This is a genomic window from Aquamicrobium sp. NLF2-7, assembly GCF_022359935.1.
Lineage (GTDB): Bacteria > Pseudomonadota > Alphaproteobacteria > Rhizobiales > Rhizobiaceae > Mesorhizobium > Mesorhizobium lusatiense.
In genome coordinates, this window is record NZ_JAKSED010000001.1 from 45,662 (window position 1) to 61,712 (window position 16,051).

Here is a 16,051-nt window from a genome sequence, read left to right on the forward strand (position 1 = left end):
GATCAGGGCATTTCGAGGATTTCGATGCCGGGAGGCAGGGCGTCGCGGTCTATGGATATGAGGTAATCCTCAAACTTGCGTGCCGGACCCAGATTGCCGAGGCCGCGATCATCCACCTGACGGAACTCGCCATCGACGTTGCGGCCGATTTTCACGCGCTCGAACAGGGTGTGGGCGGGGGCATTGCCAAGGGCGTTCTCGTGCCGGAAGACGACCAGCTTGCGCGTCGTCATTTCGCCTCGAGCGGCGGAGCGGTCATGTTCGAACATGTTTTGCAGCGCTTCGAACAGTTGCTCCAGATCCGCCTCGGAAAAGCCGGTGCGCTCCGCGAATTTCGCGGAAACGAAGCCATGCGCCACGTAAAGTCCATAAGGCACGATGTGCTTGCGGCCCATCGTGCGATTGTCGGTGCGCTCATCGCTCTCGCTGCCTTCGGCGGCCTTCTTCTTCTCCGCCTCGTTGGTGGCGGCCATGCGGGTGATGGTGATCTCGGCCGGAAGTATGGGCTCCACAGAATTGGCAAAGGTGATCTGCACCGGGCCCTTGACCTGACCGCAGTTGATGCCGGTGGACATCACCGCGCCGAAGGTGCGCACATCGTAGAAATTGGCGCACATCCAGTCACGAAGCTTTTTTGCCTCGTCATCATTCTTCGAGTTCAGCTGCTTGTCGGTTGTCGCCTTCTTGTCATCCGGCCGCACGGCGACATAAGCCTGCCTGTGCTTTTCATTCAGGATTGCTCCTTCCTGAACATAGATGTGCTGGCCGCTCTGGCCTTCTCTGGCAAGCTCGACATAGTTGCGGATCTTGCGTTTCAGGCTGACGTCCGAAACGAGGCCATGGCTGGTTTCGGGGTCAAGACGCGGCAGATTTCCGGCGTCCGGATCGCCATTCGGGTTTCCGTTCTTGACGTCGAAGATCAGGATGAAGTCATGGCGGCGGGAAAGGGTGGTCATTCATCTGCCTCCGTCGGGTCAGTTTTCTTGTCGTCGCGCTTGCGGAAGAACTCGCTGCGCTGATGGTAGTAACCGATGCCGAACATGGCCTGTTCGGCGGAGTTGAGCGAAACCGGAATTGGGTCTCCCACCGGGTCCATCAGATCGGCAATCGCCATTATAATTTTGTCCAGATTCACTGCCCGGCCCGGATTCTGTTTGCGAAGTTTAGCGAAGTGATCTTTTGAGCCGTCAGCGAGCCGAGGGAAAATCTTCTGGGGCGTGACCGAGGCGGAACCGTAGAACTTGTCCTTGATGGTCGCGTTGATGTTGCCGCCGAGCGCGGCACGCTGGACTTCCTCATAAGCGGCGAACAGCCGCCCAAGCACATAGCCCTTGTTGTCCTTGTAGGCGGGATCAAGCGCCACGGGGGCCTCCATGTTCAGGTTGCGGATGAGAACGGATTTGAGAATGGCAGCGCGCAGGGCATTGACCTTGCCATCGGCACGGATGCGGGTAAGCGCCATGGTTAGAAGCGTGAGCGGGTAGGGCGCTCCGGTCAGGATCGAGCGCATCCAGTCGCCGGCCAGATTTGGCGGCACATTCTCGCGCTTGCCCAGAACCGCCAGATCGTTGAGATATCGCCAAAGCGGCGGCCAGCCGTCCGGTGCAGGCTCTATCGCCATCTCCTTCAAATATTTCTGGTAGTTGGCGGTCAGCTGGCCAAAATCGTCTTCCCAATAAAAGCGCACCGAGAGCCGCGCCGCATTGGGGGAAAGCCCCAGAATATGAAAGCGAACGCCGGGGTCGATCTGCGGCAGCACGTCGGTGAGTTTTTGCCCCCGCCTGATGTGTTCAAGTTGGGTGGCTAGGATTTTTGTGTGTATCTTGTCCTCAGCAGTCGATGCGTCTTCGGCCTCGGCTGCGTCGAAGATGGCGGCAAAGAAGGATTCCGCCAGTTCGGCCGTGTGTTTTTCAGCATCGGCCCAAAACACCGTCGAGGCGTCGCCGATCTGGACGCGATGTCCGCTGTCCTTTTCCAGAAAGCGGTTAAGGGCGGTGGTATAGGCAAAGACCGCAGCTTCCGAGACAGGCGCATTGTCGCCCTGTTCGTGGCCATAGGAGGTGAAGGCGTCGAGATTGAACGAGACGATGCTGGCGCCTGACGATTGCGCTCCCCATACTCCTTTGATCGATGGGTGCAGGCGTGCGGTGGCTGTCCGTTCTCCGGTGACAAGGCAGATTTGCGGGGTGGAGGCTCCGGCAGCACCGATGCCGTCCCACGCCTGCCGGGCGGCATGGCGATCATGCAGGAAGCGCTCGCGATACTCCTCAGCCAGAGCGAAGACGATGTTCTGGTCGCGCATCTCTTCCGGCCAGAAGGGCGGCACGAAATGTTCGGGATGCCAGCTTTCCAGAAAGCGCAGAACTGCAAGGAGCCCGACATCGTCGGTGTCGGAAAGCCATTCGGCATGTGCTTCCCGGAATTTCGCATGCTCATCCGCAGTGCGCTTGCCTTCGCCCGCCGTTACTCCGAGCACATAGGCGGACTTGTCCCAAAGAAAGTTAGGCGCGATTCCCACGGTGCGCTTCACAGCCTGCGGCACCAGAACCATTCTCGGGCTGCGTTTCTTGTCATCACCGCGCAGGTCAACGACTTCGGCCACCGTTCCGTCGCGGTTGAGCGCAATGCAGAACCCGATCTTCTCGGAAGAAAACCCAAACGGGGGAGCCTCAGGCAGGCGTTCATAGGCGCGCACCAGAGAGGCGATCATGCTCATCGCAGGATCTCCGGGCTGTCGGGTGCGGGAACGTCCATTACCCCATCGATGAGCGATGCCCGAAAAAGCAGGGAAGGGCGTCCCGGTGCCTGATGGTCGATATCCCACAACATCATGCCAAGATCGCGCGGGATGCCGCCGAAGCCATGCTGCGCATTCACCATCTCCGGGTCGCGTTCGGGGAGGAGGGCGCCGGGGGCAACAAGCTCGAAATGAGCCGCGAATTCGCGGGTACCGAGACATGGCTGATTGAAGCACTGCCCGCGCACGGCGCGGCGGTTGAAGATGTCGAGATGCTTGCCCTCGGTATCGTCAGAGCCGGCCTTCGCCGTCATCTCGAAATGCGCCTCGATGACGTAGGCCGGTGCAACCAGAACGGTCGAGGCCCGCTGCTGGCGGTCTTCGTCGACCAGAAGCTGCAAGCCTGCGAGATCGCCGCGGTTCATCGCCTGCTTGATTTTTCCGGCGGGAGCCTTGTGGCCGACTTCGTTTCGGCGGATGGTCTGAAACCGTATTGGCTTCAGCACATGGATGCGGTCGATCACCCAGCGGATGGCCGGCTTCCAGTGTATCGCTTCAAGAATACCGCGAGCCGCCGAAGGCGTCATTACATCGAAACTGTAACGCTCAACCTTCAGTTCCGGACGCGTAAACAGTGCATGCTGCCCCCAGACATGCAACCGAATCCCGTAAGACATGATTCCCCCAACTGCCTGAATGCAACTTATCCGATAAAAGTCTTCTGGCAACGGATTTTTAAGGGTGTGTTGCTTTCGTAGGGGCAGTTGAGGATGATGCCTGTTCGGGATTTTTCCTGAACTTGCTTTTCAGTCATATAATGCCAAGCTCGATTCCGAGATATGGCGCGTCCTCCCACATCAGCCCCACGTCCTCGCGATAAAGACGGTTGTTGTCCAGCACGCAGAACTGATCGCCGCGCTGCGCCTTCGCATGGAAGCTGGCGTGGCCGTTGGCAATCAGCAGCGTCCGGTCCTTCTCGGGTATCTGGACCGTGTAGCCTTGCAGCGCGCGGGCGAGTGTGCCCGAGGAAATTTCGGGTACAGATAGCCGTCTGATCTCGTGCTGGGCATTTTCTTCAACCGCGACGATAACCGGAACCATGGCAGTTTCGATCATACGGAACTCATCTGCGATCCTGCGGAACGGAAAATCCGTTCCGCCGAGCGTAAACAGGAAGTCCGTGACCATCTTTTTTCCAAGGCGCTCGTCTGATTGCTTGAAGTAGACCTCTTCAAACCAGTCGCGAATAGCCTCGGGCGAAAGCAGGTCGTCGTAGTTTTTCGCGGTGCTGCGCATGGCTTCGGCGAGTGTTTCAATTTCGCGCTGTGGCTTGTGCTCGGGTGCTGAAAACAGGGTCAGTGTGCTTTTGTCCACTGGCCGCTTGTTCTCCCGGTTGATACGGCCCGCCGCCTGCACGCAGGAATCGAGCCCCGCCTCGGCCCGCCAGCCGACAGGGAAATCGACATCTACACCCGCCTCGATCAGGCTGGTGGCGATCAGCCGGCAGGCTTCTCGTGATTCCAGCCGCCGCCTTACTTCATCAAGAATGCGCCGCCGGTGGGTCGGATATTGGCGTGTGGTCAGGTGAACAATGCCCTCAAGCTCTTCTGCGCGCGCGGCCTGATAGAGCGCCAGCGCATGCTTGCGGCTGTTGACGATCACCAGCCCTTGCGATTCCCCGCGCATCGCGTCGATGAGTGCTGCATCGTCCATCTCGCCACCACGCCTGATATTGGCGCGGCGAAGTTCGCGGGCCAGTCCGGCAGGATCGGGCGCAAGCTCCCGATCGGCCAGCGACAGCCCCCATTCCCTGAGTTGCTTGCTGTCGAATGCCGGTTGCGTGGCCGTGCAGAAGATGATGGTGCAGCCATAGTGCGTGGCCAGCGTGTCGAGCATGCGCAGCGCCGGCAAAAGCAGCTTGCGTGGCAGGCATTGCGCCTCATCCAGAATAATGATGGAGCCGGTGATGTTGTGCAGCTTGCGGCAGCGTGAGGGGCGGGCGGCAAACAGGCTTTCGAAAAGCTGAACATTGGTGGTCACGACAATGGGTGCCGCCCAGTCTTCCATGGCCAGTCGCAGCCGGTCGCGCTGCTCCGAGCCGTATTTTTCCTCATCGATCGAGGCGTGGTGCTCCAGAACGACATCATCGAATATCCTGCGGAAGATGCCTGCCGTCTGCTCGATGATCGAAGTGTAGGGAATTGCGTAGATGATGCGCCTGTGTCCGTGCCGTGCGGCGTGATCCAGCGCAAACCCCATCGATGCCAGCGTCTTGCCGCCTCCGGTGGGTACGGTCAGGGTGAACAGGCCGGGGGCAAGCGCGGCCTCTGCCCGGACGTGGGAAAGAATCTCTCTGCGCAGACGGTTCAGTCTGCCTTCGCCGGAGAAGCTGGCTATATGTGCATCGAACGCGGCGGTCAGATCGGGCAGAATGTCAGCGAAAGCCGGCCACGCCCGATCATGCTGGCGATTCTCGATTTTGTCATAAAAGCCTTCCGTATCGCGGAAATCGGCATCCACGAGGCATGAGAAGATCATGCGGATGGCGACGGAGAAGTCGAAGCCGACATGCGCCGGTCTCATGCGTGCCATGAGTTCCCGTGCCGCGGGCTCGAAGTCTGGCCTCTGAGCCTCAATAATGTCCTTTGATATCCGATCCCTGTCGTTTTTGATGCGATGTTCAAAACATGCGGCGGAGGCGTTGCGACGATCCGGCAGTCCGGCGTGATGGCCAAGAATGGTATAGGCCAGCGCCTCGGCGACAAGACGCATCTGTTTTGGAACACGGTCGAGCAGCAGGCGCGCACCCGCAGTGGAGTGGGTGACTTCAACTTTCTCGCCTCGCAACACGCGGTCGAAGTCCGGCGTGTATTTGCCGAAATCGTGAAACCGGGCGGCCAGCTCTGCCGCCGCGCCAAGGCCAAGAGGTGTGGCGCGTTCTTTGGCAAGGCGGGCGCAGGCCTCATGGTGGTCTTCCAGCAACTGCCAGTCGCTGCGATCGGCCTTTGTGCCCGAATGTGCGTAGTATTTTCCTGTCATCGTCCCTCTGCGATGATGGCGAGCAATCGCGCGCATCAATCCGAGGTTGCGCCATTTGGGTGGGCGATGACAAGTGGAGCGCCTGCACGTACGACAATAGTTTTCTGGCCACCAAATTCCTGAACTTGTCCTATGGTGCGCTGCGCGGCTTTGCGCTAGAAGCCGGCATTTCGCCTATACAAGGTTCCGTGGAGTTGGACATAATGCTGAGAGGCTCGCTTACCGCGCTCGTTACGCCGTTCGATCAGGACGGGCGTTTCGACGAGAAAGCCTTTCGCAACCTTGTTGAATGGCAGATAGCGGAAGGAACGACGGGCCTCGTGCCGGTCGGCACAACGGGCGAGTCGCCCACGCTCTCGCATGAAGAACATCGCCGGGTGATCGAGGTCTGCGTCGAGGTGGCGAAGGGGCGGGTGCCTGTCGTTGCCGGGGCCGGGTCGAACAACACGAAGGAAGCCATCGGACTGGCCAGCCACGCCGAAAGCGTCGGTGCGGATGCCGTTCTGGTGGTCACGCCCTATTACAACAAGCCCACGCAGCGCGGGCTCTACGAGCATTTCGCGGCTGTGGCGCGGGCGACCAGCCTGCCGATCATCATCTACAACATTCCGCCGCGCTCGGTCATCGACATGACGCCGGAAACCATGGGCCGTCTGGCGCATGATTTCCCGAACATCGCCGGGGTGAAGGACGCGACCGGCAAGGTCGAGCGCGTCTCGGAGCAGCGCGCCACCTGCGGCAAGGATTTCATCCAGCTTTCAGGCGAGGATGCCTCGGCGCTCGGCTTCAACGCGCATGGCGGCGTCGGCTGCATATCCGTCACCTCCAATGTCGCGCCGCGCCTGTGCGCTGAATTTCAGCAGGCCACGCTTTCCGGCGACAGCGCCCGCGCGCTGGAATTGCAGGACCGGCTTTTGCCGCTGCACAAGGCGATCTTCGTCGACACCGGTGTGGCCGGAGCGAAATATGCGCTGTCGCGGCTTGGCCGGATCGCCAACGTCGTCCGCTCCCCGCTGGTGACGGCCGAGCCGGAAACCGAAGCGAAGATCGAGGCGGCAATGAAAAGCGCCGGCTTGATAAACTGAGGCCGATGCGCCATCTGTGCGCATTATGAGCCAGAACCGGAAAGCAGATCCCAACAACAAGGTCGCCGCGGAAAACCGCAAGGCGCGCTTCTCCTATGAGGTGCTCGATACGCTCGAAACCGGACTGGTTCTGAGCGGCACCGAGGTGAAGTCGCTGCGCGGTGGCCAGGCGAACATCCAGGAATCCTACGCCTCGGTGGAGGGTGGGGAGCTGTGGCTTATCAATTCCTATCTGCCGGAATATCTGCAGGCCAATCGCTTCAACCATGAGCCGCGCCGCCGTCGCAAGCTGCTGGTGTCAAAGCGGGAACTGGCACGGCTGGCGCAGAGCGTCGAGCGCGAAGGCATGACGCTGGTGCCGCTGAAAATCTACTTCAACGATCGCGGCCGCGCCAAGCTGCTGCTGGCCGTGGCGCGCGGCAAGAAGCTGCACGACAAGCGCGAGACCGAAAAGCAGCGCGACTGGAACCGCGAGAAGAGCCGCCTGCTCAAGGAGCGGAGCTGAGGCCGCAGGAGCGCCAAAGCTCTGCCGGCCAGTCTCTTCGGCTTTGAATCTATTTGCCCAGAAACGCTGCTATATTTCTGAATACGCTGACGAACATGTCTTCCGTCAGCACACCGGTATTGGTGTTGTAGCGCGAGCAGTGATAGCTTGAAAACAGGGTAAGGCCAGCGATTTCGTGTCGCCCGCCATGCTTGAACGGATGCGCCGCCACCCGGCCGCCCAGCGTGCGCACCATCGACTGATGGGCGATGGAGCCCAGTGCCAGAACGGCGCTGAGGTTCGGAAAGCTTTCGATGGTGGGAATGAGAAAGCTGCGGCAGGTGGAGATTTCGGGGCCTGTCGGCTTGTTCTGGGGCGGTACGCAGCGCACAGCATTGACGATCGCCGTATCGATCAGTTGCAGGCTGTCATCGGGCCTTGCTTCGAAACGGCCGCGGGCCATGCCGAATCGGATCAGCGTGGAATAGAGAAGATCGCCTGCATAATCGCCGGTGAAGGGGCGCCCCGTGCGGTTAGCACCGCGCAGGCCGGGCGCAAGCCCGACAATGAGAAAGCGCACCGCTTCCCGCCCCTGCGGGGGAAGGAACGGCGGTACGGGAGCGTTGAACCAGTCTGGTTCCCGCGCGCGCCATTCTGCGATGAAATCATGAAGACGGGGGCACAGCGGACAGTTGCGGTCCGGATCGGTCACAGTCAGCATTGTCGCCACGCTCAGTCGTCGTCTTCCTCATCCTCGTCGGCATGAGCAAGTTCAGCGCGGCGAACCGCCTGTTCTCTGCCGACCTCGCTCTTCAGCGTCATAAGGTCGATGAAATGATCGGCCTGCCGGCGAAGTTCGTCGGAGATCATCGAAGGCTGGGATGCCATGGTGGAGACGACGGAAACCTTGCGTCCGCGCCGCTGCAGCGCTTCAACGAGCGTACGGAAATCGCCGTCACCGGAGAAGATCACATAGTGATCGACCACATCGGCAAGCTCGAGGGCATCGACGGTCAGCTCGATGTCCATATTGCCCTTGATCTTGCGGCGTCCGGCCGCATCGGTGAATTCCTTGGCCGGTTTGGTGACGACCTTGTAGCCATTGTAATCCAGCCAGTCGATCAGCGGACGGATCGACGAATATTCCTGATCTTCCACCAGCGCGGTGTAATAGTAGGCGCGAAGAAGATATCCGCGTTTCTGGAAGCTCGACAGTAATTTGCGATAATCTATATCGAAGCCGAGTGAGCGCGATGTTGCGTAAAGATTTGCTCCGTCGATGAAGAGAGCAATCTTCTCCCGAGGATCGAACATGCAAAATATCCTTGTGGCAAATATAAAAAGGAAGATGAAACAAGCATCGACTGCATCTTTCGATGATGCGCCCGAGCCCCTGCCCATCCAAAAGAGCTATTCCTCCAAATAGCGTCAGCTTCGTGGCAGTCCAATGCTGTTTCCGCATAAATTGCTCACAAGTTTGTGGCGCCTGCGCTGCAGCGTTCAAGGGCATGGCTTGTGTTTTTCCGGCATCCGGGTTAATGAGCGCGCCTGTTTTCCGTCAAATCCTTCGCATGAAAGGGGCATCCAATGGCCCGCGTCACCGTTGAAGATTGCATCGACAAGGTCGATAACCGCTTTGAGCTGGTCCTGTTGGCCGGTCATCGTGCCCGCCTCATCAGCCAGGGCGCGCAGATCACCGTTCCGCGCGACAACGACAAGAACCCCGTCGTTGCGTTGCGCGAAATCGCCGAGGAAACCCTTTCCCCGGGCGACCTCAAGGAAGATCTGATCCACTCGCTTCAGAAGCATGTCGAGGTCGATGAGCCGGAGGCCGAGGCCGTCGCAGTTCAGACGGGCGAGCTTCTTGCAGAGGCTACCGACGAGCCGGAAGAGAACATCACGTTCGACCGCATGTCGGAAGAGGATCTGCTGGCCGGCATCGAAGGCCTTGTCGCACCGGAAAAAAGCGACGATTTCTGACCCTTAGAGGCGAGACCGGCTCTTTCGCCGGCGCTTATTCGCAGTTATCTATGACATGCGTCGCGGTGTTCGCGGCGCATGTTTTATTTTTTGTTGCGAGAGTGCGCCCATGATGCGTCAGTATGAGCTTGTCGAGCGCGTCCAGCGCTACAAGCCGGACGTCAATGAGGCGCTGCTCAACAAGGCCTATGTCTACGCCATGCAGAAGCATGGCCACCAGAAGCGCGCTTCGGGCGATCCTTACTTTTCGCATCCTCTCGAAGTTGCCGCGATTCTCACGGACATGCGGCTTGACGAGGCGACCATTGCCGTCGCCCTCCTGCATGACACGATCGAGGATACCACCGCCACCCGCGCCGAGATCGACGAACTGTTCGGTCCCGAGATGGGCAAGCTCGTCGAAGGCCTGACCAAGCTCAAGAAGCTCGATCTGGTTTCCAAGAAGGCTGAGCAGGCGGAGAATCTGCGCAAGCTTCTGCTGGCTATTTCGGAGGACGTGCGCGTTCTTCTGGTCAAGCTGGCTGACCGGCTCCACAATATGCGCACCCTTGGCCATATGCGCGAGGACAAGCGCCTGCGCATCGCCGAGGAGACGATGGAGATCTATGCGCCGCTGGCCGGACGCATGGGCATGCAGGAAATGCGCGAAGAGCTGGAAGAACTGGCCTTTCGCTACATCAATCCTGAAGCGCACCGCATGGTCACCCAGCGGCTGGCCGAGATTTCGGAGCGGGCCAAAGGTGTTCTGTCCGACATCGAAAAGGCGCTGTCGGAACTGTTTGGGAAATATGACATCAAGGCTGACGTCACCAGCCGTCAGAAGAAGCCGTGGTCGGTGTTCCGCAAGATGGAAACCAAGGCGCTGTCCTTCGAGCAGCTCTCCGACATATTCGGCTTTCGGGTGGTGGTGGACAAGATCGAGGATTGCTATCTGGCGCTGGGTGCCATCCACACCACATGGTCGATGGTGCCTGGCCGCTTCAAGGATTACATCTCGACGCCCAAGCAGAACGGCTACCAGTCGATCCACACCACGATCGTGGGGCCGTCGCGCCAGCGTGTCGAATTGCAGATCCGCACACTCTCCATGAACGAAGTGGCGGAGTACGGCGTGGCCGCGCACTCCATCTACAAGGATGGAACCTCGAAGAACGGGGCGGGGAGGGACGTTTCCAGCGAAACCAGCGCCTATGCTTGGCTGCGGCGTACCATCGAGCAGCTGTCGGAAGGCGACAATCCCGAAGATTTTCTTGAGAACACCAAGCTGGAGCTGTTTCAGGATCAGGTGTTCTGCTTTACGCCCAAAGGCATGGTCATCGCTTTGCCGCGCGGTGCGACGCCTATCGACTTTGCCTATGCGGTGCATACCGATGTCGGCGACAGCTGCGTCGGCGCCAAGGTCAACGGCCGCATCATGCCGCTGATGACCGAGCTGAAGAACGGCGACGAGGTCGAAATCATCCGCTCCAAGGCGCAGGTTCCGCCGGCGGCGTGGGAATCGATCGTCGTGACTGGCAAGGCGCGTTCCGCCATTCGCCGCGCGACCAAGAACGCCATTCGCAAACAGTATTCCGGCCTTGGCATGCGCATTCTCGAGCGCGCCTTCGAGCGCACCGGCAAGCCTTTCACCAAGGAGAGCCTGAAGCCGGTGCTGCCGCGACTGGCGCGCAAGGATATCGAAGACGTGCTCTCGTCGGTGGGGCGCGGCGAGCTGTCCTCGGCCGATGTCATCAAGGCGGTGTTCCCCGACTACAAGGACGAGCGTGTCACCACGCCGGTTCCCAAGCAGCGCGAGGAAGGCTGGTCCCGTATCCGCAACGCCGCCGGCATGATTTTCCAGATGCCGGGGCGTTCTTCCCGCAAGGGTAAGAGCCAGCCAAAGGATGATGCTCTGCCGATCCGGGGGGTGCGCGGCGATTTGCCGGTGACCTTTGCGCCGGAAGGCGCGGTGCCGGGCGATCGCATTGTCGGTATCATCCAGCCCGGAGCGGGCATCACCATCTATCCGATCCAGTCGCCATCACTGACCGCCTTTGACGATCAGCCCGAACGCTGGATCGACGTGCGCTGGGATATCGACGAGAACAATCGCGAGCGTTTCCCCGCCCGCATCTCTGTCACGGCCATCAATGCACCGGGTTCGCTTGCCGATATCGCGCAGGTGGTTGCATCGAACGACGCCAACATTCATACGCTGTCGATGGTTCGCACCGCACCCGATTTCACAGAGATGCTGATCGACATCGAAGTGTGGGACGTGAAGCATCTGAACCGGCTGCTATCGCAGCTCAAGGAGAATGGCAGCGTCAGCACCGCGCGCCGGGTGAATGGCTGACCGCTGCAGCAACCTGTCTGAAACGGAATTCGAGACCAGATGAATACTGCCGAAGTGCTTGATGTCTTCCGCTCCGCCGGCGCCGTGCTGGAGGGTCATTTCATTCTCACCTCCGGCCTGAGAAGTCCGGTCTTCCTGCAGAAGGCGCGCGTGTTCATGCATGCCGACAAGACCGAGAAACTATGCCGGGCGCTGGCGGATCGTATCCGTGCCGAGGTTGACGGCAGGATCGACTATGTGGTCGGACCTGCGATCGGCGGGCTGATCCCGGCATATGAAACCTCGCGCCATCTGGGCGTGCCGGCCATCTGGGTGGAGCGCGAGCAGGGCGTGTTCAGGCTGCGCCGCTTCGAGATGGAGAAGGGTGCGCGCGTCGTCATCGTGGAGGACATCGTCACCACCGGCCTGTCGATCCGCGAGACCATCACCTGTCTGCGTGATCTGGGTGCCGAGGTTGTGGCCGCCGCCTGCATCATCGATCGTTCGGCCGGCAAGACCGATGTCGGCGTGCCGCTGATCGCACTGGCCGAATATGAGGTGCCGGCCTATCCGGCGGACGCGCTGCCGCCCGAGCTTGCCGCCATTCCCGCGGTGAAGCCGGGCAGCCGCAACATCTGATACGCCATGATCATCGGCATCGGCAGCGACCTGATCGATATCCGCCGGGTGGAGAAGTCGCTCGAACGTTTCGGCGAGCGCTTCATTCAGCGTGTGTACACCGATATCGAGCAGGCCCGCTCCGAGGCACGGCGTGGCCGTGCAGCCTCCTACGCCAAGCGCTTCGCCGCCAAGGAGGCCTGCGCCAAGGCGCTGGGCACGGGCATTTCCCATGGCGTGTTCTGGCGTGACATGGGCGTGGTCAATCTGCCCGGTGGCAAGCCCACCATGGCGCTGACCGGCGGTGCGGCCGTGCAATTGGCGAAGATGCTGCCGCCCGGACATGAGGCAGCCATTCATCTGACCATCACTGACGATTATCCGCTCGCTCAGGCTTTCGTGATCATCGAGGCGTTGCCGGCGGGGCAGGGACTGCAAGGCCGGGCGGACGGTTCGCCGCCATAACGCCACATTGATCGTGCCTCACGCGCTGGTGTGCGTTTTACCCGGGCGTTGCTCCCGGCGCGTTCAACCCTTATAGAACCAACGCATGAACGAGGACGACATGAGCGTGGCGGATAAATCCCAGAAGAAATCGGGCGGACTTGGCGAAACCTTCAGCGTCATCGTCCAGGCGCTTCTTCTGGCGCTTGTCATCCGAACCCTGCTGTTCCAGCCGTTCTCCATTCCGTCCGGCTCCATGCGCCCGACGCTGCTGGAAGGTGACTATCTTTTCGTCACCAAGTGGTCCTACGGCTATTCGCGCTATTCGCTGCCGTTCTCACCCAACCTGTTCTCGGGCCGCATCTGGGGTGGGGAGCCGGAGCGCGGTGATGTGCTGGTCTTCAAGTTCCCGCCGAACCCTTCCATCGACTACATCAAGCGCGTCGTCGGTCTTCCGGGCGACAAGGTTCAGATGCGCGGCGGCCAGCTGTTCATCAACGACGTCGCGGTGCCGCGCGAGAAGGTCGGCCAGATCGACAATCCCGACATTACCGAGGTTTCCCGTCCCGTCGACGTCTATCGCGAGACGCTGCCAAATGGCGTAAGCTACGACACGCTGGATCTGACGCCGAACGGCATCGGCGACGATACGCGCGAGTTCATCGTGCCCGACGGCCATTATTTCATGCTGGGCGACAACCGCGATAATTCCGCGGACAGCCGTTTCAGCGTCGGCTTCGTGCCCTACGACCATCTGGTCGGCCGCGCCAACATCATCTTCTTCTCGATTGCCGGGGGCGCCAGCCCGCTGGAAATCTGGAAGTGGCCGAGCGAGGTGCGTTTCGGCCGCCTGTTCGATTTCATCCGCTAGTTCCATGGTCGCCCCGAAGAGGTTGAGCGCCGAACAGCTTGCCGAAGCGGTTCGGGAGCGAACCGGCCACACATTCCGCGACCCGCAGCGCCTGCAACGGGCGCTGACCCATGCCAGCGCGCGCAGCGCCCATGCCGGTCTCGATTACGAGCGCTTTGAATTTCTTGGCGACCGGGTGCTGGGGCTGGTGGTGGCCGATATGCTGCTTGCCGCCTATCCCGACGCCGTGGAAGGCGAGCTTTCCCTGCGTCTGAATGCGCTGGTCAATGCCGAGGTGCTTTCCGAAATCGCCGAGGAAATCGGGCTCACCGAGCTGATCCGGGCGGGCGCTGATGTGCGCAATCTGGCCGAGCGCAAGCGCGTCAATCTGCGCGCGGATGCGCTGGAATCGCTGATCGCCGTTCTTTATCTCGATGGCGGGCTGGAGGCCGCGCGCGCCTTCATTCATCGCTATTGGAAGCCGCGGTCTCAGGCCATGGCCAGAGCGAAGCGCGACCCCAAGACGGAATTGCAGGAATGGGCCCATCAGGCTGCATCGGCCACGCCATCCTACAAGGTGGAAGGTCGCGAGGGGCCGGATCACGATCCGGTGTTCACCGTCAGCGTCGCGGTAGGAAAATTTGCCCCGGCGCAGGGACGGGGCCGGTCGAAGCGCGAAGCCGAGCAGGCGGCCGCAACCGCCTTGCTGGTGCGGGAAGGAGTGTGGGCTGATGAAGGACATGCAGCATGAGCGAAACTGAGAATGTGCCCGCCACCCGTTCCGGTTTCGTGGCGCTGATCGGCGCGCCGAATGCCGGCAAGTCCACGCTTGTCAATCAGCTGGTCGGCACCAAGGTATCCATCGTCACGCATAAGGTGCAGACGACGCGCGCTCTGGTGCGCGGCATCGCCACCCATCATGCCGCGCAGATCGTGTTCATCGACACGCCCGGCATCTTCAAGCCGCGCCGGCGGCTGGACACGGCCATGGTCACCACAGCATGGGGCGGGGCTAAGGATGCCGATGTCGTGCTGGTGCTGATCGATGCCGAACGCGGCATCAAGGGCGACGCCGATGCGCTGCTCGATCGTCTGGCCGATGTGCGCCAGCCAAAAATTCTGGTGCTCAACAAGGTCGACCGCGTCAAGCGGGAGAACCTGCTGGCGCTGGCCTCCGCTGCGAATGAACGAGTAGCCTTCGAGCGCACCTTCATGGTTTCCGCGCTCACCGGCTCCGGCTGCGAGGATCTGCTTGACTATCTGGCCGAAAAGCTGCCGGCCGGGCCGTGGTATTATCCGGAAGACCAGATTTCGGATCTGCCGATGCGCCAGCTTGCCGCCGAGATCACGCGCGAAAAGCTCTATCTGCGCCTGCATCAGGAGCTTCCCTATTCCTCTCACGTCGAGACGGAGCGATGGGAGGAGAAGAAGGATGGCTCTGTGCGCATCGAGCAGGTGATCTATGTCGAGCGCGACAGCCAGAAGAAGATCGTTCTCGGTCACAAGGGTGAAACCATCCGTGCGATCGGCGAAAGTTCACGCAAGGAGATCGGCGAAATCCTCGATCAGAAGGTGCATCTGTTCCTGTTCGTGAAGGTCCGCGAGAACTGGGGCGACGACCCGGAGCGCTACCGTGAAATGGGTCTGGACTTCCCACATTGACCGGCCGCGCTTGATTTCGCCTGCGAAGCGGTGAAAAGCTCCCGCCATGGAATGGAGAGACGAGGGAATCATTCTCGGAACCCGCAGGCATGGCGAAACCAGCGTCATCCTCGAAGTGATGACGCGCACGCACGGCCGGCGCATGGGCATGGTGCGCGGCGGGCGTTCGCGCCGGCTGCAGCCGGTTCTCCAGCCCGGCAACCGCGTCGACCTGATCTGGCGCGCGCGGCTTGACGAGCATCTGGGCACATTTCAGGCCGAGGCGCTGGAAATGAATGCGGCGCGGCTGATGGACAGCGCCGTGGCCGTCTACGGGATCCAGCTTGTCGCCGCGCATCTGCGCCTTTTGCCGGAGCGGGATTCCCATGGCACGCTCTACGAGGCGCTCATGGTCATGGTCGAGCATCTTGCCGACCCCGAGGCCGCGGGCGAACTTCTCGCACGCTTCGAGCTTCTGGTGCTGGAGGAACTGGGCTTTGGCCTTGATCTCAGCAAATGCGCCGCCACCGGCGCGCGGGCAGAACTCGTCTATGTCTCGCCGAAATCCGGCCGCGCGGTGTCGCGCGAGGCGGGCCTGCCCTGGCACGACAGAATGCTGGCGTTGCCTGCCTTTCTTGAACAGGGCCCGGGCCGCCGTGCCGACGAGGCGGCTCTCGAAGACGCGTTTCGTCTCTCCTCCTATTTCCTCAACCGCCATGTCTATGAACCGCGCGGCATCGAGCCCCCAGATGCGCGTGCCGGTTTCCTGACGGCGCTGCGCCGGCATTTCGCCGCCGCAAGGGCGCTGAACGGAGGCACAGCCGCATGAGATCCGCACGGCATATCGTCCGTGGCGGCT

16 protein-coding genes are annotated in these 16,051 nt (G+C 60.9%); 10 read left to right on the top strand and 6 right to left on the bottom strand.

Features of this window, described 5'->3' with window-relative positions; genetic code table 11:
- Positions 1–2 precede the first annotated feature (2 nt).
- From cas7c to cas3, 4 genes are all read right to left on the bottom strand, one after another.
- Positions 3–956 carry a type I-C CRISPR-associated protein Cas7/Csd2 gene (gene cas7c / locus MIC97_RS00215; protein WP_239798379.1) on the bottom strand — a complete coding sequence of 318 codons (954 nt, stop codon included), beginning with the start codon at positions 954–956 and terminating at the stop codon, positions 3–5.
- Entirely contained in the window at positions 953–2,716 is a 1,764-nt protein-coding gene (cas8c, locus tag MIC97_RS00220) for a type I-C CRISPR-associated protein Cas8c/Csd1 (protein ID WP_239798380.1), read from the bottom strand. Before cas8c ends, cas7c begins: the two co-directional genes overlap by 4 nt.
- Positions 2,713–3,414: a type I-C CRISPR-associated protein Cas5c gene (gene cas5c, locus MIC97_RS00225; protein ID WP_239798381.1), complete on the bottom strand. Its 702-nt coding sequence runs from the start codon at positions 3,412–3,414 to the stop codon at positions 2,713–2,715. Before cas5c ends, cas8c begins: the two co-directional genes overlap by 4 nt.
- Before the next feature lie 133 nt (positions 3,415–3,547).
- Positions 3,548–5,776: a CRISPR-associated helicase Cas3' gene (gene cas3, locus MIC97_RS00230; protein WP_239798382.1), complete on the bottom strand. Its 2,229-nt coding sequence runs from the start codon at positions 5,774–5,776 to the stop codon at positions 3,548–3,550.
- 203 nt (positions 5,777–5,979) lie between these two features.
- On the opposite strand from cas3, the gene dapA reads away from it, so the two are divergent.
- The gene (dapA, locus tag MIC97_RS00235) at positions 5,980–6,861 is read left to right on the top strand and encodes a 4-hydroxy-tetrahydrodipicolinate synthase (protein ID WP_239798383.1); all 882 of its coding nucleotides are present in this window, start codon (positions 5,980–5,982) and stop codon (positions 6,859–6,861) included.
- Positions 6,862–6,886: 25 nt separating this feature from the next.
- The gene (gene smpB, locus MIC97_RS00240; protein WP_239798384.1) at positions 6,887–7,366 is read left to right on the top strand and encodes an SsrA-binding protein SmpB; all 480 of its coding nucleotides are present in this window, start codon (positions 6,887–6,889) and stop codon (positions 7,364–7,366) included.
- A gap of 49 nt (positions 7,367–7,415) precedes the next feature.
- On the opposite strand, the gene MIC97_RS00245 is transcribed toward smpB, so the two are convergent.
- Positions 7,416–8,066 carry a uracil-DNA glycosylase gene (locus MIC97_RS00245; RefSeq protein WP_239798385.1) on the bottom strand — a complete coding sequence of 217 codons (651 nt, stop codon included), beginning with the start codon at positions 8,064–8,066 and terminating at the stop codon, positions 7,416–7,418.
- Positions 8,067–8,077: 11 nt separating this feature from the next.
- A complete protein-coding gene (locus MIC97_RS00250) occupies positions 8,078–8,659 on the bottom strand; it encodes an NYN domain-containing protein (protein ID WP_239798386.1) in 582 nt (193 codons plus the stop codon).
- Positions 8,660–8,932: 273 nt separating this feature from the next.
- Between MIC97_RS00250 and rpoZ the strand changes: the two genes are divergently transcribed.
- The 8 genes from rpoZ to recO all read left to right on the top strand — a co-directional run bounded on the left by rpoZ (position 8,933) and on the right by recO (position 16,021).
- Positions 8,933–9,325, top strand: coding sequence for a DNA-directed RNA polymerase subunit omega (gene rpoZ, locus MIC97_RS00255; protein WP_239798387.1), 393 nt, complete (start codon positions 8,933–8,935; stop codon positions 9,323–9,325).
- 109 nt (positions 9,326–9,434) lie between these two features.
- A complete protein-coding gene (locus MIC97_RS00260; protein ID WP_239798388.1) occupies positions 9,435–11,660 on the top strand; it encodes a bifunctional (p)ppGpp synthetase/guanosine-3',5'-bis(diphosphate) 3'-pyrophosphohydrolase in 2,226 nt (741 codons plus the stop codon).
- Between the two features lie 39 nt (positions 11,661–11,699).
- Positions 11,700–12,278, top strand: coding sequence for an orotate phosphoribosyltransferase (gene pyrE, locus MIC97_RS00265; protein ID WP_239798389.1), 579 nt, complete (start codon positions 11,700–11,702; stop codon positions 12,276–12,278).
- A gap of 6 nt (positions 12,279–12,284) precedes the next feature.
- Positions 12,285–12,722: a holo-ACP synthase gene (gene acpS / locus MIC97_RS00270; RefSeq protein ID WP_239798390.1), complete on the top strand. Its 438-nt coding sequence runs from the start codon at positions 12,285–12,287 to the stop codon at positions 12,720–12,722.
- Between the two features lie 100 nt (positions 12,723–12,822).
- Complete coding sequence (lepB, locus tag MIC97_RS00275; protein ID WP_239800982.1) at positions 12,823–13,572, top strand: signal peptidase I; 750 nt, start codon at positions 12,823–12,825, stop codon at positions 13,570–13,572.
- A 4-nt stretch (positions 13,573–13,576) separates the two neighbouring features.
- The gene (rnc, locus tag MIC97_RS00280; RefSeq protein ID WP_239798391.1) at positions 13,577–14,302 is read left to right on the top strand and encodes a ribonuclease III; all 726 of its coding nucleotides are present in this window, start codon (positions 13,577–13,579) and stop codon (positions 14,300–14,302) included.
- Entirely contained in the window at positions 14,299–15,213 is a 915-nt protein-coding gene (era, locus tag MIC97_RS00285) for a GTPase Era (protein ID WP_183828861.1), read from the top strand. Before rnc ends, era begins: the two co-directional genes overlap by 4 nt.
- 46 nt (positions 15,214–15,259) lie before the next feature.
- Complete coding sequence (recO, locus tag MIC97_RS00290) at positions 15,260–16,021, top strand: DNA repair protein RecO (RefSeq protein WP_239798392.1); 762 nt, start codon at positions 15,260–15,262, stop codon at positions 16,019–16,021.
- Positions 16,022–16,051 lie beyond the last annotated feature (30 nt).

Excerpts from the sequence above, each read along its gene's own strand:
- cas3 (WP_239798382.1), bottom strand. The coding sequence starts at position 5,776 with ATGACAGGAAAATACTACGCACATTCGGGCACAAAGGCCGATCGCAGC.
- dapA (WP_239798383.1), top strand. The coding sequence starts at position 5,980 with ATGCTGAGAGGCTCGCTTACCGCGCTCGTTACGCCGTTCGATCAGGAC.
- MIC97_RS00245 (WP_239798385.1), bottom strand. The coding sequence starts at position 8,066 with ATGCTGACTGTGACCGATCCGGACCGCAACTGTCCGCTGTGCCCCCGT.
- cas8c (WP_239798380.1), bottom strand. The coding sequence starts at position 2,716 with ATGAGCATGATCGCCTCTCTGGTGCGCGCCTATGAACGCCTGCCTGAG.
- lepB (WP_239800982.1), top strand. The coding sequence starts at position 12,823 with ATGAGCGTGGCGGATAAATCCCAGAAGAAATCGGGCGGACTTGGCGAA.
- MIC97_RS00250 (WP_239798386.1), bottom strand. The coding sequence starts at position 8,659 with ATGTTCGATCCTCGGGAGAAGATTGCTCTCTTCATCGACGGAGCAAAT.
- pyrE (WP_239798389.1), top strand. The coding sequence starts at position 11,700 with ATGAATACTGCCGAAGTGCTTGATGTCTTCCGCTCCGCCGGCGCCGTG.
- rpoZ (WP_239798387.1), top strand. The coding sequence starts at position 8,933 with ATGGCCCGCGTCACCGTTGAAGATTGCATCGACAAGGTCGATAACCGC.
- cas5c (WP_239798381.1), bottom strand. The coding sequence starts at position 3,414 with ATGTCTTACGGGATTCGGTTGCATGTCTGGGGGCAGCATGCACTGTTT.
- cas7c (WP_239798379.1), bottom strand. The coding sequence starts at position 956 with ATGACCACCCTTTCCCGCCGCCATGACTTCATCCTGATCTTCGACGTC.
- smpB (WP_239798384.1), top strand. The coding sequence starts at position 6,887 with ATGAGCCAGAACCGGAAAGCAGATCCCAACAACAAGGTCGCCGCGGAA.
- MIC97_RS00260 (WP_239798388.1), top strand. The coding sequence starts at position 9,435 with ATGATGCGTCAGTATGAGCTTGTCGAGCGCGTCCAGCGCTACAAGCCG.
- rnc (WP_239798391.1), top strand. The coding sequence starts at position 13,577 with ATGGTCGCCCCGAAGAGGTTGAGCGCCGAACAGCTTGCCGAAGCGGTT.
- acpS (WP_239798390.1), top strand. The coding sequence starts at position 12,285 with ATGATCATCGGCATCGGCAGCGACCTGATCGATATCCGCCGGGTGGAG.
- recO (WP_239798392.1), top strand. The coding sequence starts at position 15,260 with ATGGAATGGAGAGACGAGGGAATCATTCTCGGAACCCGCAGGCATGGC.
- era (WP_183828861.1), top strand. The coding sequence starts at position 14,299 with ATGAGCGAAACTGAGAATGTGCCCGCCACCCGTTCCGGTTTCGTGGCG.